18 protein-coding genes and 1 pseudogene are annotated in these 16640 nt (G+C 36.9%); 4 read left to right on the top strand and 15 right to left on the bottom strand.

From position 1 onward, the window contains the following. Positions 1–2: 2 nt before the first annotated feature. The 3 genes from COL05_RS21605 to COL05_RS21595 form a co-directional block, all read right to left on the bottom strand. Positions 3–896 (bottom strand): cation diffusion facilitator family transporter, encoded by an 894-nt coding sequence (locus COL05_RS21605; RefSeq protein WP_098670115.1) that lies wholly within the window; start codon positions 894–896, stop codon positions 3–5. Between the two features lie 244 nt (positions 897–1140). Further along, on the bottom strand, positions 1141–3405 hold the full coding sequence (gene secDF, locus COL05_RS21600) for a protein translocase subunit SecDF (protein WP_098670092.1): 2265 nt from the start codon (positions 3403–3405) through the stop codon (positions 1141–1143). 269 nt (positions 3406–3674) lie between these two features. Further along, positions 3675–3959: a post-transcriptional regulator gene (locus tag COL05_RS21595; protein WP_000886978.1), complete on the bottom strand. Its 285-nt coding sequence runs from the start codon at positions 3957–3959 to the stop codon at positions 3675–3677. 171 nt (positions 3960–4130) lie between these two features. On the opposite strand from COL05_RS21595, the gene spoVB reads away from it, so the two are divergent. Then, positions 4131–5690, top strand: a complete 1560-nt coding sequence (spoVB, locus tag COL05_RS21590; protein WP_098670091.1) for a stage V sporulation protein B — start codon at positions 4131–4133, stop codon at positions 5688–5690. A gap of 29 nt (positions 5691–5719) precedes the next feature. Here spoVB and COL05_RS21585 read toward each other — a convergent pair whose 3' ends face one another. Continuing rightward, positions 5720–6367 carry a DUF421 domain-containing protein gene (locus tag COL05_RS21585; RefSeq protein ID WP_098670090.1) on the bottom strand — a complete coding sequence of 216 codons (648 nt, stop codon included), beginning with the start codon at positions 6365–6367 and terminating at the stop codon, positions 5720–5722. Positions 6368–6470: 103 nt separating this feature from the next. On the opposite strand from COL05_RS21585, the gene COL05_RS21580 reads away from it, so the two are divergent. Further along, a complete protein-coding gene (locus COL05_RS21580) occupies positions 6471–6854 on the top strand; it encodes a TIGR04086 family membrane protein (protein ID WP_098670089.1) in 384 nt (127 codons plus the stop codon). 36 nt (positions 6855–6890) lie between these two features. On the opposite strand, the gene yajC is transcribed toward COL05_RS21580, so the two are convergent. From yajC to ruvA, 6 genes are read right to left on the bottom strand one after another with little or no spacing between them, the layout of a single operon-like run. Then, a complete protein-coding gene (gene yajC, locus COL05_RS21575; protein WP_048531388.1) occupies positions 6891–7151 on the bottom strand; it encodes a preprotein translocase subunit YajC in 261 nt (86 codons plus the stop codon). Between the two features lie 28 nt (positions 7152–7179). Next, complete coding sequence (gene tgt / locus COL05_RS21570) at positions 7180–8319, bottom strand: tRNA guanosine(34) transglycosylase Tgt (RefSeq protein WP_000125362.1); 1140 nt, start codon at positions 8317–8319, stop codon at positions 7180–7182. Positions 8320–8331: 12 nt separating this feature from the next. Then, the gene (queA, locus tag COL05_RS21565) at positions 8332–9384 is read right to left on the bottom strand and encodes a tRNA preQ1(34) S-adenosylmethionine ribosyltransferase-isomerase QueA (protein WP_098670088.1); all 1053 of its coding nucleotides are present in this window, start codon (positions 9382–9384) and stop codon (positions 8332–8334) included. A gap of 19 nt (positions 9385–9403) precedes the next feature. Further along, positions 9404–9604: a DUF2905 domain-containing protein gene (locus COL05_RS21560; protein ID WP_000138162.1), complete on the bottom strand. Its 201-nt coding sequence runs from the start codon at positions 9602–9604 to the stop codon at positions 9404–9406. Then, positions 9601–10602 carry a Holliday junction branch migration DNA helicase RuvB gene (ruvB, locus tag COL05_RS21555; protein ID WP_098670087.1) on the bottom strand — a complete coding sequence of 334 codons (1002 nt, stop codon included), beginning with the start codon at positions 10600–10602 and terminating at the stop codon, positions 9601–9603. The genes COL05_RS21560 and ruvB overlap by 4 nt, the downstream gene beginning before the upstream one ends. 5 nt (positions 10603–10607) lie before the next feature. Then, positions 10608–11225: a Holliday junction DNA helicase RuvA gene (gene ruvA, locus COL05_RS21550; protein ID WP_000464508.1), complete on the bottom strand. Its 618-nt coding sequence runs from the start codon at positions 11223–11225 to the stop codon at positions 10608–10610. Positions 11226–11413: 188 nt separating this feature from the next. Here ruvA and COL05_RS21545 point away from each other — a divergent pair, with 188 nt between their 5' ends. Then, on the top strand, positions 11414–12358 hold the full coding sequence (locus tag COL05_RS21545) for an iron-hydroxamate ABC transporter substrate-binding protein (RefSeq protein ID WP_098670086.1): 945 nt from the start codon (positions 11414–11416) through the stop codon (positions 12356–12358). A gap of 10 nt (positions 12359–12368) precedes the next feature. On the opposite strand, the gene COL05_RS21540 is transcribed toward COL05_RS21545, so the two are convergent. The 3 genes from COL05_RS21540 to COL05_RS21530 form a co-directional block, all read right to left on the bottom strand. Next, positions 12369–12899 carry a BofC C-terminal domain-containing protein gene (locus COL05_RS21540; RefSeq protein ID WP_098670085.1) on the bottom strand — a complete coding sequence of 177 codons (531 nt, stop codon included), beginning with the start codon at positions 12897–12899 and terminating at the stop codon, positions 12369–12371. A 120-nt stretch (positions 12900–13019) separates the two neighbouring features. Beyond that, a complete protein-coding gene (locus tag COL05_RS21535) occupies positions 13020–13949 on the bottom strand; it encodes a DMT family transporter (RefSeq protein ID WP_061658964.1) in 930 nt (309 codons plus the stop codon). A gap of 67 nt (positions 13950–14016) precedes the next feature. Next, complete coding sequence (locus COL05_RS21530; RefSeq protein WP_098670084.1) at positions 14017–14337, bottom strand: ArsR/SmtB family transcription factor; 321 nt, start codon at positions 14335–14337, stop codon at positions 14017–14019. A 446-nt stretch (positions 14338–14783) separates the two neighbouring features. On the opposite strand from COL05_RS21530, the gene COL05_RS21525 reads away from it, so the two are divergent. After that, the gene (locus tag COL05_RS21525) at positions 14784–15218 is read left to right on the top strand and encodes a branched-chain amino acid ABC transporter substrate-binding protein (RefSeq protein WP_142337611.1); all 435 of its coding nucleotides are present in this window, start codon (positions 14784–14786) and stop codon (positions 15216–15218) included. Positions 15219–15251: 33 nt separating this feature from the next. On the opposite strand, the gene COL05_RS21520 is transcribed toward COL05_RS21525, so the two are convergent. Together COL05_RS21520 and exsA are read right to left on the bottom strand one after the other, a co-directional pair. Continuing rightward, complete coding sequence (locus COL05_RS21520; RefSeq protein WP_098670082.1) at positions 15252–15899, bottom strand: YhcN/YlaJ family sporulation lipoprotein; 648 nt, start codon at positions 15897–15899, stop codon at positions 15252–15254. A 180-nt stretch (positions 15900–16079) separates the two neighbouring features. Then, positions 16080–16640, bottom strand: a pseudogene (gene exsA / locus COL05_RS21515) (spore coat assembly protein ExsA); the annotation flags it as partial.

The raw sequence follows: 16640 nt of genomic DNA, 5'->3' as shown, positions 1-16640 counted from the left end.
GTTTAATTTGGAGAATACGGATTTATATGTACAAACACATTTTGTACGTTATCTTGTTTCATAAGCGTTTCTTTCACATGCTTTCCAATGCGGTGCCCTTCTTCTACAGTAATGTACGGATCTACTGAAACTTTAATATCAACAATAACATAATGTCCATGCTCCCTTGCATATAAAGAACCAATCTTTTTGACACCATCTATTTGAAGCACTGCTTCCCTAAGCGGAATAACGTCTTCTTCATGAAGAACATGATCCAGCGTTGCATGAATTGCTTCTGCCCCAATACTCCACGCCATTTTTGCAACAAGAAGTGAAACGAATAATCCTGCAATTGGATCGGCATATACAAGCCAATCTAACCCGAACTTACCACCGAGAATCGCTGCACAAATACCAATTAAAGCTGCAATTGAAGAAAATACATCCGAACGGTGCTCATATGCATTTGCAATAATTGCATCACTATTTACCCTCTTCCCTAATCGGAATTTATATTGAAACATCCCTTCCTTCACGATAATCGAAAGAACAACAGCAAAAATCGTAATTCCTTTCGGTGGTTCTAGTTCCTGCGAAAAAGCTTTTATAGACGAAATCGCTATCTCGATTCCCACAATAAATAATAATACTGCAACAATAATCGCTGAAATCGATTCCGCTTTACCATGACCATACGGATGATCTTCATCGGGCGGCTGCTTTGCTGCTCGCAATCCAAACAGTACAGCTAGTGAACCAATTACATCTGACGCAGAATGTACAGCATCCGCTAATAACGCTTTACTGTTCCCAATATAACCAATTACCGCCTTTACAATCGCCAATATAATATTACCAACGATCCCGACGATAGCACCAAACTCGGCCTGTTTAAAACGTTCATCTTTTTCCATCATTAAAATCCCTTCTTTTCTTAACCTATCTTTTTATCCCACTTTAATGGGCAGTAAGACCCCCACCTCAAAATNNAATAATCAGTGGGGGATGAAAAAAACCCCCACTGATTAAAGTTTCACTTTATTGTAACAAAAACAGCGATAACATCCCCACTTTCTTCCACTTTACCATTTGAAAGTTGCTATCTTATTGTATCCACAAACGAAAAAAGAGATGCCTCATAAAGAGACATCATCTTTTTTATACTTGCGGTTCAGATTCTACTTTCTCAACCTTTTTCTTGTTTTTGCCCTTTTTCAAACGACGGTTTTCAAGCATTAACCAAATTTGAGAAGCAACGAAAACAGAAGAATACGTACCTACAACTAATCCAACAAGTAACGCAAACGAGAAGTTACGTAGTGACTCACTACCGAAGATAAGCAGTGCAATTACTGGGAATAACACAGTTAATACAGTATTAATCGAACGACCAAGCGTTTGACGAATACTTGCATTTACGATTTCTTCTAAGTCTTTTATATCACGTACTCGTTTTTTCTGTTTGTATAATTCACGGTTTCTATCAAATGTAACGATCGAGTCATTAATAGAATAACCGATGATTGTTAATACCGCAGCGATAAACGTTAAGTCTACCTCTAATTGGAAAATACTAAATATAACAACCATAACGAATGCGTCATGTAATAATGCAAGTACTGCAGATAATGCGTACGTAAATCGGAATCGAATACTTACGTATAAAATGATAACCGCAGAAGCGATTAATACTGCGATAAATGCATTTCGTGCAATTTCTTTCCCAATTGTCGGTGAAACTGTACTTACGTTTGGATCTGTACCATATTTATCGTGGAAGAATGTTTTTGTTTTCGCAATTTCATCTTTTGATAGAACGCCTAATGTACGAACTGCGAATCCTTTATTGTCCTCTCCAGTCGGTACAATATTTTCTTCCTTCACATCAATTTTCAATTCTTTAAAATCTTTATAAACATCAGATACAGTAACTGCTTGTTTTGATTGTAAGTCGATACGTGTACCACTCGCAAAGTCAATACCAAGATTCAATTTGAAAATTGGCAAGATAATTGCACCTGCAATTACAACTACAATCGAGAAGATAAGGAATTTATGACCGATATTTACGAAGTTAATACGATCAAATCTTGTCGGTGGATGTACTACACCTTTTGTTAACGGAATAATTTCCTTTTGTTTCACACCAAAGTATCCTGGTTTTTTATCGAAGTAACGGCTCTTTACTAGTAAACTTAGTAAGAAACGAGTACCGAATACGTTCGTAATGAAACCGACTAAAATACTTACGATTAAACTTGTTGCGAACCCTTTTACAGAACTATTACCGTAAACGAATAACACACCAGCTGCTGCAAGTGTTGTAATGTTCGCATCTAAAATCGTTGCTAATGAACGATGGTTACCAGCACGGAATGCTGACATCATTGACTTACCAATTTTTAGCTCTTCTTTCAGTCTCTCGTACGTAATAATATTCGCATCAACTGCGATACCTACTCCGAGCACTAACGCCGCAATACCTGGCAGCGTAAGAACTGCATGCATCCAGTTAAAGACAAGTAACGTAACGAAAATGTATAGACCTAACATAATAACCGCTACAAGTCCTGGTAAACGGTAGAATACAAGCATAAATAAGAAAATAAGAGCGATACCAATCGCACTAGCGAAAATCGTTTGCTCTAACGCTTGTTGACCAAACTTCGCTCCAACAGATGTTGAATACATTTCTTTTAAATCAACAGGAAGTGCACCTGCATTTAATAAAGATGAAAGTTGTTTCGCACTTTCAACTGTGAAGTTTCCACCTACGATAGATACTTCAGCTTGGTTAAATACTTGGTTTACTGTTGCTGCTGATAAGAACCTCGGATTCGGTTTTGCAGATTCTGCTTTGTACGAATCTTTTCCTTCTTCAAAATCAAGCCAAATTACCATTAAATTTGTTGGTGGTGGCATTTTTGAAATTTTTTCAGTTACTTCACGGAATTTTTCAGCGCTCTTTAGTGTAAGACCTACGCTCGCACGGCCTTGCTCATCAAATGTTTGCTTCGCTCCGCCGCCTTTTAAATCCGTTCCGTCCATAAGAAGATTATCATCTACATCACGGAATGTTAATTTCGCTTGTGTTGATAACATTTCACGTGCTTTTTGCTGATCTTGTACACCAGCAAGCTGTACACGAATTCGGTCCTGCCCTTCGATTTGAATGTTCGGCTCACTTACACCGAGAACATTGACACGATTCTCAAGAGCACCTACTGTACTTACAAGTACGTCTCGATCGATTTTGTCACCTTTTTTGGCTGGTTTTACTTCATACAGAATTTCAAAACCACCGCGAAGGTCTAGTCCTAGACTAATTCCTTTTGCTATGTCTTTTCCTGCCGCACCAATTACTCCACCGATTAATAAAACGATGAGGAAAAAGGCGGCAATTCTCGTACCACGCTTTGCCATATGTACCCTCTTTCCGCTACTAACACTTTAAATAAATCTCTTACGATTCACTTTTACACGTGTGCATACGTCTAGTTAGTAGACTTCCTTTCTATAATTTTGCTAGCTCATCACTAGCCATGCCGGTAAGTTTTCACAATACCTGCACTTTCATTATTTGTTTTCTCTCTTCACTACCTCCTTTATATATGATCTTAGACATAATTATTTCCTGATTATCAATACCTATCATTATACTGCAAAAGGAAGAACAAACCAATTGCAGTCGGTTATTTATTTTCATATTCATCAAATGACCAAAGTGGCGCTTGATATGCTTCAACAGTTAAATATGTCATATATTCATTAGCACTTACGGTTAATACGTCATTAACTAATTCATACAATCTAACATCGCTGTCTATCTTCTTCCACTTTTTCACTTTAAGAAACTTCCAAATGTCATCATCTGTCACTCTGTCGTAGCCGAACATTTGAAACTCTTCTACTTTACTTTCTAAAACGACTTGTAACTGTCCGCGGTATGATTCTACCAAAGCCTCTCTATCTAACATATATAACATCTCCTTCTTATTTCGCACGAAAAGTCGCTTTTATTCCCGCTCTAATGGACAGCAATAACTACTTTCAAGAGCACTCTCTTAAATGCTTGTCATTCTTGTCTCGTACGTGCATATAAATTATTGTAAATCATTCCATTGATTTTGAGAAGGTAGGAGAAGACCATGACGAGACAAAGCTTTTTAAAAGGCGCATTTATTTTAATGATAGCCGGCTTTATTACCAAGATCCTAGGATTTATTAACCGTATTGTAATGGCACGTATTTTAGGGGAAGAAGGCGTTGGCCTTTATATGATGGCTGTCCCTACATTTATTCTAGCAATTACATTAACACAAATTGGTCTTCCTGTCGCAATCGCAAAATTTGTAGCAGAAGCGGAAGCTGTGAACGATAAACAAAAAGTTAAAAAAATATTAACAGTATCATTAGCTGTTACATCCGTTATTAGTATCATTTTAACAATTGGAATTATGCTCCTCACACCTATTTTAGCAAAAACATTATTAACTGATGAACGAACATACTATCCATTAATGGCCATTTTACCTGTCGTTCCTGTTATTGCTGTTTCTTCTGTTTTACGCGGTTATTTCCAAGGGAAACAAAATATGAAGCCTAGCGCTTACGCCCAAGTTATAGAACAAGTTGTCCGCATTACAATTATCGCTATATGTATTCAATTATTTTTACCTTACGGCGTAGAATATGCTGCAGCCGGCGCTATGTTATCAGCCGTTCTCGGTGAAGTTGCATCGTTATTATTTTTACTCACTTTATTCCAGCGTGAAAAACATTTATCTATACGCTCTGGATTTTTCACTACTGTAAAGGAAAGCAAGGGAACATTTTATTCTCTTATGGATATTGCACTTCCAACTACAGGAAGTCGCTTAATTGGTTCCGTTTCCTATTTTTTTGAACCTATCGTCGTTATGCAAAGCTTAGCGATTGCCGGCGTTGCTGCTTCCGTCGCAACCCAGCAATACGGTATATTAAACGGGTATGCCTTCCCACTTCTTTCACTGCCAGCCTTTATTACATATGCTCTTTCTACAGCACTCGTTCCATCCATTAGTGAAGCAATGGCCAAAAGACAACATAAATTAGTGGAACACCGCTTGCAACAAGCTCTGCGTATCTCATTAATTACTGGCGGCTGGTCAGTTGTTATATTATACGTATTCGCTTCTCCTGTTTTAACTCTTATGTATGGATCAGATAGTGCAACAGCATTCATCCAGCTCCTTGCACCTTGCTTTTTATTTCATTATTTCCAAAGTCCACTTACCTCTGTTTTACAAGCTTTAAACTTAGCACGAGCCGCCATGATGAATACATTTATTGGCGCAATCGTGAAATTAATCGTTATTTTTGTACTAGCTTCAAGGCCAGAGTTTCAAATGATGGGAGTTGCCCTTGCTATCGCTGCAAATATAGTAACAGTAACTTTTCTCCATTACGCTACTGTTTTAAAGAAAATTACATTCACCATTTATGCAAAAGACTACATTTTCGGCGGACTTGCCATCGGTATTGCAGGCTCTTTCGGTTTTTACCTTCATAAGTATATGATTTTCTCTCATTCACTTGGCATACAAACATTATGGGAAATCACTTTAACAACACTCGTTTATACTGTGCTCCTCTTCATTTTCAAACTCATTCGAAAAGAAGAGTTAAGCCGCCTTCCTATCATTCGAAAGCTTTCATTTTTGAAGTGAACGGGCTTACTATGTCGTATAGTAAGCCTCTAGCTTTCTTTCGAATCAACAAAAAATTCTCCATTTTGAAAGCTGCAATATAAAATTTTTGTTGTATCGTTATAACCTAAGTTTTTTAATTTCCCAATAAGCCATTCATCTGTATGTTCAATCATTTGTAAATGACTAGATTGAATTTCTCCATCAATAATAAGCGGAAGAGTAAACTGCAATGCATCCTGCCCGCCTTTTTGTTTTTGAAAAACAGATAACTTCCCAGATGGTTCTAAAATAGCATATTCTACATCCCTAATATCTCCGACTCCCTGCTCCCTTAATTGCATCATTAAATCATCTATATTATATCGCTGGTTTCTCATCTTTTTTTCATCAATTTTTCCAGCATTAATAATAATCGCTGGTTCTCCTTCTATCAAATGTCGAAACCGCTGAAACTTTAATGAAATGACTGACAAAATGATTTGTATACACATAAGAAAGGTCATCGGAACTAATTGATGCCAAAGTGATTTGTCGGTATTTTCAATTGCTACTACAGCCATTTCACCGAGCATAATAAATACGACTAAATCTAATACACTTAATTCTCCTATCTCACGTTTACCCATAAGGCGAAAGATAATTAAAATGATAATATACAAAAGCATCGTCCGGCCAATTACCGATATCCATTCCATTTCTACATCTCCTTTTTTACATATAGGCTCCCCTTTAAAAAAGAAACTAGTCTAACTTAGGCAAAAGGAAAATATGCTTGTATTAAAAAGGGGGAATGTATAAATGGATGGAACAAAAAAATTATCAACTGCAATCGGCTTCGGTATCGTTACCCTATTAATTCTTGCAACAGTTACTAGCATGATTATGGCTCTTTTATTAAAATTTACAGATATGAATGAGGGCACATTAGCTGTTACTATTTTTATAATAGCTCTTTTATCTATGCTTATATCCGGATTTACTGCCGGCAAAAAAGCACAAGGAAAAGGTTGGCTAGTAGGCTTCTCAACAGGACTTACATTCACTATACTTGTTTTTTTAGTTAACTATTTAGGCTTCTCTCAAACTTTATCGAACTCACAGTTACTTTACCAATTAGCCTTAATGGGTGCGAGTACACTCGGTGGTATTTTCGGTGTAAATATGTCCAAACAAAACACCTAAAAAAGGCCCTGCACATTACATGCAGGGCCTTCCTCATTAGTTTTTCACAACTTCACGAATCGCATTGCGATCAAAAGTTAAGTGTGAACCACCAGATTTAATAACGATTTTCGTATCATCTACTGATTCGATTGTACCGTGTAAACCACCGATTGTTACGATAGCATCACCTTTTGCTAACTCACTTTGCATTTGAGCAACTGCTTTTTGACGTTTTTGTTGCGGGCGAATTAATAAGAAATAGAAAATCGCAAACATCGCAACAATCATAACGATATTCATCATACCTGGATTCATCTTTTTGTTCCTCCTTTTAAATTATGTATTAGAAGTTTTTAGCATTCGGTTTATTAAAGCCATACTGTTCAAAGAACTCTTCGCGGAAATCGCCAAGACGGTCTTCACGAATAGCTTGTCTCACCTGCTCCATTAAGTTTAACAGAAAATGAAGGTTGTGATAAGACGTTAAACGAATTCCAAACGTTTCATCACATTTCATTAAGTGACGAATGTACGCACGAGAGTAATTTTTACATGTATAGCAATCACAATTTGGATCAAGCGGACCGAAGTCTCTTGCGAATTTCGCATTTTTTACAACTAAACGGCCTTCACTTGTCATACATGTACCATTTCGAGCGATACGAGTTGGAAGTACGCAGTCAAACATATCAATACCGCGAATTGCACCGTCGATTAATGAGTCAGGAGAACCTACTCCCATTAAGTAACGTGGCTTATTATCTGGAAGAAGTGGTGTTGTAAATTCAAGTACACGGTTCATAATATCTTTCGGCTCACCTACAGATAAACCACCTACAGCGTAACCAGGGAAGTCCATTGAAACAAGGTCTTTTGCACTTTGGCGACGAAGCTCTTCGAACTCTCCGCCTTGTACAATACCGAATAAACCTTGATCTTGTGGACGTTCATGCGCTTTTAAACAACGCTCTGCCCAGCGGCTTGTACGCTCTACAGACTTCTTCATATATTCAAAAGTTGCTGGGAATGGAGGACATTCATCAAATGCCATCATAATATCTGATCCTAATGCATTTTGAATTTCCATCGCTTTTTCTGGTGATAGGAATAGTTTATCTCCATTTAAGTGATTACGGAAGTGAACGCCTTCCTCTTCAATACGACGGAAGTCACTTAAACTGAATACTTGGAAACCACCAGAGTCCGTTAAGATTGCACGATCCCAGTTCATAAATTTATGCAAACCGCCTGCTTCACGAATAATTTCGTGACCTGGGCGTAGCCATAAATGATACGTATTACTTAAAATAATGCCAGAATCCATTGCTTTTAATTCTTCTGGTGACATTGTCTTAACTGTTGCAAGTGTACCAACTGGCATAAATGTCGGTGTATCAAATGAACCGTGCGGCGTATGTACACGTCCTAAACGCGCACCCGTTTGTTTACAAGTTTTAATAAATTCATAACGAATTGCTGTCATAATTTACTCCTTTTATTTGTTTCTCATTTTAGCGTGAGATGCAACGAACATTGCATCACCGAAGCTAAAGAAACGATATTTTTCTTTTACTGCTTCATTATAAGCATGCAGTACATTATCTCTGTTTGCAAATGCACTTACAAGCATAATTAATGTTGATTTCGGTAAATGGAAGTTTGTAATTAAACCATCAATTGCTTTAAATTCATAACCTGGGTACATAAAAATATCTGTCCAGCCAGAAGCAGCACAAAGCTTGCCATCATGATCTGTCGCAATTGTTTCTAACGTACGAGTTGAAGTCGTACCTACCGTAATAATACGTCCACCACTCTCTTTCACACGATTTAATAATGCTGCTGTCTCTTCAGACATATGGTAATATTCTGCGTGCATATGGTGTTCTTCAATCGTATCGGCAGAAACTGGTCTAAATGTTCCAAGCCCTACGTGAAGTGTAATGAAAGCTAACTCGACGCCTTTTTGTTTTAACTTCTCTAGTAATTCTTCTGTAAAGTGAAGTCCTGCCGTCGGCGCTGCTGCTGAACCAATTTCTTTCGCATATACTGTTTGATAGCGATCGCGATCTTCTAGCGTCTCTTTAATATATGGAGGAAGTGGCATTTCTCCAAGTTCATCTAAAATTTCATAGAAGATGCCGTCATATGAAAATTCAAGCTGACGTCCACCTTGATCTGCAGTTCCTGTACAAGTTGCTTTTAATTTCCCTTCGCCAAAAGAGATAACTGTTCCTTCTTTTACACGTTTCGCTGGCTTAACAAGCGTTTCCCACTTATCGCCTTCTTCTTGTTTTAGTAGAAGCACCTCAATATGCGCGCCTGTATCTTCTTTCACACCGTGCAAACGAGCTGGCATTACTTTCGTTTCATTTAAAACTAAGCAATCCCCCTCATGTAAGTAAGAAAGAATGTCCGTAAAATGTTTATGCTCAATATCCCCTGTTTCGCGGTCTAACACCATTAATCTTGATGTTTCACGCTCTTCTAATGGGACTTGTGCAATAAGTTCTTCTGGTAAATGAAAATCAAACAGATTAATATCCATAACTATATCCACCTATTTCTTATTTAAATCGATTTATTATATACATAATAAAAGATAATACAATACTTAACACAATACATGTAATGATAGGAAAATAAAAGGTAACGTTTCCTTTTTTCACAAAAATATCGCCTGGAAGTCTTCCAATGAACTTCCAAGCTAATCCAACAACAATAAGTAAGATACCCGCTGTAATAAGCAATTTTGGCATCTCCGTCATACTTTTGGCATCTCCATTCCGAAATGCTCATATGCAAGCGGCGTTACAATTCGGCCTCTTGGCGTTCGTTGTAAAAAGCCTATTTGTAATAAATACGGCTCATACACATCTTCAATGGTATGGGCTTCTTCCCCAATCGTTGCGGAAACCGTTTCTAGCCCAACTGGGCCACCGCGGAATTTCTCAATAATACCAAGCAATAATTTATGATCGATATGATCTAGACCTAATTTATCTACTTGCAGTAGTTCTAACGCCATTTGAGTAATTTCCATCGTAACTGTTCCGTTACCACGAACTTGTGCAAAATCTCGTACACGTCGTAATAAACGATTCGCAATACGAGGTGTACCACGAGCACGTCTTGCAATTTCTAGTGCAGCTAACGAATCAATTTCAACTTCAAACACTTCTGCTGTACGTTCAACAATCTCAGAAAGCTGATCTACTGTGTAATATTCTAATCTTGAAAGTACACCGAAACGGTCACGAAGCGGCGCTGATAATGCCCCCGCACGCGTTGTTGCTCCAACTAATGTAAATGGCGGTAAATCTAAACGTACAGACCTTGCTGACGGTCCTTTTCCAATTACAATATCAAGGCAAAAATCTTCCATCGCAGGATATAGTACTTCTTCAATTGATCTATGCAAACGATGAATTTCATCAATAAATAATACATCCCCTGGCTGAAGCGCTGTTAATACGGCTGCTAAATCTCCCGGCCTTTCAATTGCTGGACCTGAAGTTGTTCTAACATTTACGCCCATTTCATTGGCAATAATATTAGCAAGCGTCGTTTTACCAAGTCCTGGTGGTCCATATAGTAGCACGTGATCTAACGTTTCTTCGCGCATTTTCGCCGCTTCAATAAACACTTCTAAATTATGTTTCGCTTTATCTTGGCCAATATACTGACGGAGCGTCTGTGGCCGTAATGAATATTCTAAATCCGCATCTTCATATGCAGATTCCCCTGAAAGGAGACGTTCGTCCATTATACTCACCTCTTACCATTTAGTAAAAGACTAAGTGCCTTTTTAATATACTGATCCGTCGTTAATGATTCTTTTAATAGCTCTGGTACAACGCGAGAAACTTCTCGTTCTGCGTATCCAAGTGCGCGCAGAGCTTCCAGCGCCTCATCAAGCTCAGCTGACGAACCTTTCTTCTCATCAAAACGTTCTTCGTCTGAGAATAAATCAACAAATGCATCTGGTACAACGTCTGCTAGTTTTCCTTTTAAATCTAAAATCATTTGGCGCGCTGTTTTCTTTCCGACTCCCGGGAACTTCACTAAAAACTTCTCGTCTTCATGTTCAATTGCTTGAACGACCTGTCCGGTTTGACCAGAAGCTAATATCGCAAGAGCACCTTTTGGTCCAATACCAGACACACCTAACAACTTTGTAAATAATAAACGCTCTTCACGTGTTTTAAACCCGTAAAGTGCCATAATATCTTCTCTCACATAATGATATGTATAGACACGGATTTCTTGCTTACTTCTTTGAAATACATACGGATTCGGTGTGAAAATTTGATAACCAATTCCATTATGATCAATTACGACATATTCCGGCCCTACATACTCCACGTAACCTGTAACATATTCAAACAAAATACGATCTCTCCCTCTTAAATCATGTATTCCATTTTAACATATTTAATGATAGAAAAGCGAGACTACCCCAACAAATGTTCTCTGTTTGAAACTTCTGTTATTTTCCATTGACAGAAAGCATAAAGCACCTTAATATACAGAAGTCGATAATGATTATCAATACTAATTAAAGGGGTTACATCAGGATGAAACAAAAGCTATTTATTTTATTTACGATTATGCTAGTTGTTCTTTCTATCGTCGGCTGTTCTTCTCAAAAAGAAGAAGCAAAAACAAAAGAACAACCGAAAACAAAAGTTGTAAAACACGCTAAAGGGAAAGCGACAATTCCAGTAAATCCAAAGAGAATTGTTGACTTATCTGGATCAACAGAAGAATTATTACTTCTTGGACACAAACCTGTTGGTACAGCAAATACATATAAAGATAAAATCCAAAATCATTTAACAGAGAAATTAGATGGTGTAAAAGCAGTAGGTTGGTATTGGGCACCTAAAGTTGATTTAGAAGCTGTTACTGCTTTAAAACCAGACTTAATTATTTTAAACAATCGTCAATTGAAGATTTATGACCAATTAGAAAAGGTTGCACCGACAGTTGTTTTAGAAACAAACTTAGAAGACTGGCGCGGTAAGTTTAAAGAAGTAGGTAAACTATTCGACGAAGAAAAGAAAGCAGACAAATGGATTGCAGACTACGATAAAAAAGCAGACTCTTTATCTAAAAAAATTAAAGAGAAAACAAAAGATGAGAACTTTATGTTCGTCGCAGTTACACCACAAAACTTCCGCGTATACGGTAGCTTCGGATACGGTGACATCATCTTTAACGACTTAAAACTTCCAGCAACAAAAGGTACAGATTTAAAACAAACGATGGCACAAGTATCGCTAGAAGGTCTTGTTGCATTCCAACCTGATCAAATGTTCGTTGTAAACTTCGGCGGCGAAGCTGATAAAGTTTACGAAGACTACAAAAACAGTTCTGTTTGGAAAGACAATAAAGCAGTAAAAAACAATCATGTATATGAAGTATCCAACGAAATTTTCAATACGAAAGCTTTCAATCCAATCGGAAAAGATACGCTAATCGATGAAATCGCAAAACAAATTTTAGATAAAAACAAGTAAAAAAAGCAGCTCACCATGAGCTGCTTTTTTTCTTACTTTGTACTGCGTACTGCTTCATTTTTTCAATCGTCTTCACAAAACCTTCTTTTGATTTAATTCGAATGCCACGCTTCAATTTCGCACGCTCATAACTCTCAAGCTTTTTCATATCAATTTGGAAGAAGGAATGAATCGCATTATCACTTTTCGGTACACCTTTAAAAATTTGTAATATCCCTTCCTCTGACACGCCAAAATAACCACTCGTCTTTAATAACGGAGAAATATCATCAACTTTCTTTTGTAGTACAATTTGTACATCATCACGATCAACGAGCTGCCATTCTTTATACTGCTGTAAAAACTTTTCTAAATCCGCTACTTTTTCTGTAAAGATTTCCTCACTTACTTCTCCATCAACATACATACGCTCTAATAAAATTGTAACTTCCGGCTCTTTTTCTGTTATTTTTGGTACTGGCCCTTCCGCCTTCACATTCGTTTCATAAAAGAAACAAAACATCATAACGAAAGCTTGCATCGCAATCAGTATCCATCTCATTTCCGTTCACCTCTTTTAGGCAAGATCAAACTTTCATTAGTAGTTTTTCCGGAAATGGGGGTTTTATCCCTAATTCATAGATTACTCTCATTAAGACTTATAGAGTGCAATGATTTCTACCTATTTCGAAACGCATTGATTACGCGAAAACTTTTTTATATCTTTATTTGATTGTACCGTCGCTATATAAACCCCAATTAATACGATTATCATCCCAACTATTTGTTGCCACGTAACAGCTGCTCCATACAATACAACTGATATACCCGTAGCCACAATAGGAGTTAAATTTAAATACATACTCGCTTTGCTTGCACCTAGTTCTTCTACCCCTTTATTAAACACGATATATCCAACTAACGTCCCGCATACGACCATATACAGCATTTCTATCCATCCCTGTAAAGAGAGTGTCGCAACCTTTCTCCATCCATCTTCATATAAAGAAAGGCCTACTAAAAACACAGTACCCAATACCGTCATACTCATTGTAGTTAACAAAGGAGAGACACCACTCATAACTTTTTTTCCTGTTAAACTATATAACACCCCACAGGTTAAAGCAGCTATAAATAAAAGATCTCCCTTATTAAACGACAAAGACATAAGTATATTCATTGAACCACCCGTAATAACAACTATTACACCGACAAGAGACAAAGCTAAACTTATTCCGACTTTTATACTCCAAGACTCTTTAAAAAACAATATTGCTCCCAATGTTACAAAAACGGGCATTGTAGCAATAATAAGCGAGCCATTCAGAGTAGAAGTATAGTTAAGTCCCATAAAGAAAAAAACATTGTAGCCAAAAATACCTGTTAACGATACGAATAACAGTCCCTTCCAATTCTTTAATAACAAACTTGTATTCCACTCAGATTTCATAAACACTATGCCTATTAAAATACAACCCGCTAAACCAAAACGAATTGTTGCCGCAGTAATCGGTGGAATTTCAGTAATAACATGCTCTGCTGTCGCAAAAGACCCACCCCAAAATAAAGGAACAAGTAACATAATGACATACATACGATTTATTTTTTTCATTTTTATTACCCCTTTCAAGTAAACAGGTTTAAAAGTTTAAACTTGTTTACTTGTTAGTTAAAAAAAATTAATAATTCGATTCTATTGCTTGAAGTAAATCCTTCACCTGTTTTAAAAATTCTCCGGCTATTATAGAATAAAAAATTTCTTTCCCATGTCGATCCGCTACAATTAGTTCTGCTTGCCTTAAAATTTTCAAATGATGCGAAACAGCTGGTCTAGAAATCCCCATTTTATCTGTTATTTGCGTTACATTCATCTGTTTGTTTTCTAATAACAGCATAATAATTTGCTGACGATTCTCATCTCCTAATGCCTGAAATATAGGTGTTACGACCTGAAATTTTTCTAATACAACTTCTGTATTTCTACATTCAAACTTCTCCATATCCTATTCATCCCAACCTTTTATATATAAAAAACATGTAATATATTACCATTAAATAGTAACTCTTTCATTCACAATTGTAAATAACTTTATTTTCAGATTTTTATTCCGATAAAAAAAGGGAAGATTGGATTTCTCCATTCTTCCCTTTAGATTCATATAAAATGAAAGACGCCTGCAAAGCAGGCGTCTTGATGCGTTTACGGCGAGAGACCAGGCGACCACATTCGCGTGTTTAGCACTTAAGCATATCTCTCGTCTTACGTAAATTAGCTCATCGCTTTGCTAATATAACATTAATAAAGTATAAGTGCAACATGTTTATAAAAATATTTCATTTCCTCTTTCATCCAAATGAATTATATGTAAATTATAAATTGATAAATGCAACATATATGTTACAATCAATATAACAGCGAAATTATAATAAACAGGAGATGGATATTGTGAAAAAAATAAAGGATGAACGCCTCATTCTACAAACGTTAAAAAACATACGTATTGCCTTTCTTTTTCAATCACTTGGTATAATTGGAATTTTAGGCTATATCGGATTCACTGAAGGAATGGACCAAATTACGAAATCTCCATTATGGCTATTATTTATTCTTACGAGTATCGTACTTAGTTATTTACAGTTAAGTGTTTCAATTGATGTAGAAGAAAGCGAAAAGGAAATAAAATTAACTCCTTATTACAAAATTGTTTTACGTTCTCTTATTATAGGAATCGTTATGGCTATTATTTATATTATTTTCAGTCCAGAAAGCCCCCTATTTGAAGCTATTTTAACAGGTGGTATTCTCTTCATATGTTTTTTAGGTTCTTATTCCGTTAGTTATTTCATTAAAAAACGTCGTTTACAAGACGAAGATGAATAAAGAGGAAGGGCTCCCCCTTCCTCTTTTGTTTCGCTATCGCATAGTACCAGTTAAACCGTAACGGATGTCTCGGAACATATTTGTTATGTCACGGTTGAAATCGTTTGTAACTGTACCGTTACGCAGTCGTGTACTCATTGCATCGACACGTGTAAACATGTCATTTCTTACAGAAACATATACGTTTCTGTTTCCAACTTCATTTGCAACAGCTTGACGAACTTCATTTGCAAGCGCTGTTTCATTCGATACTGGATTACGTGGTTTTACTGCAATCGCTACATCATTTCCGTATACAACTGTAGACACACGGTCTACGTTATTCATACGTTTCACACGATTTGTAATTCTTTCTGCTGTTTTACCATCATTGTTAATGTATGAATTGTTCATTGTAATATTACGTGTTGGATGCGGATTAGCAATTTGACCATTGTAATTTACATCGCGGTAATAATTGTTATATCCTGTACCGTTACGACCATTTCTATATGTTACATAATCTGTATAACGATCGTTACGCGTTACATTATCACGATATTGGTGTGTATCATTATAAGATGTACGCTCGTAATTGTAGTTACGTCCATCCATTGCATTGTTATCTTTTGGTGTACCACATGCAGCTAGTGCACTGGTAACTAACAAAGAAGCAGCAATCACTTTTACTTTCGTATTCAATACAAAAACCCCCTCTGTTAGAATGAGCTTCTCTTCTGAAAAGCTCCCTCTTATGATGAGTAACAGAGAAGGTTTTTACACTGTTAATATTTCACTGGGAATTTTCTAACATTAGGTGTAAATCTTCCTGTTTCAGAACGACTCTACATACAAAAAAGATGGGAATAACCCCACCTTTTTTTAAACTTCTTCTTCATCCTCTTCTTCTGAAACTGGCTCCCCAAATACATTTGGTGGATCTGGTTGGTAATACATCGTTCCTGGTTGTGGTGCATATGCCGATTGAGTTGGTTGATAATATAAAGGATTTGCGTATTGTGGCCCTCCAGGTTGTGGACTATATAACCTACTCTCTCCTCCACACCCACAATCTTCCTCTCCTTGCACGAGCGGCGGCATATTATTATCCATTGGCATCATATTTGGATTTGGCATAGACGTGTACTGCGGTCCAAATGGTGCACCTTGCTGATACGGCATTTGATATGGGTTTGGTTGTTGATAATACGGATTCGGTGGCATCATAGGTTGTTGGTATGGCATTTGATATGGCATCATATTCGGTGGTTGATTATTATCCATGCTCGGCATCATGTTTGGCATCTGATTGTTATCCATGATTGGCATCATGTTTGGCATTTGATTGTTATCCATGATTGGCATCATGTTTGGTATTTGATTGTTATCCATGATCGGCATCATGTTTGGCATTTGATTGTTATCCATGATTGGCATGATATT

It is taken from the genome of Bacillus sp. AFS059628 (assembly GCF_002571225.1).
Lineage (GTDB): Bacteria > Bacillota > Bacilli > Bacillales > Bacillaceae_G > Bacillus_A.
The sequence above is the reverse complement of the archived record's forward strand: the minus strand, read 5'-3'. Positions and strand labels throughout refer to the sequence as shown.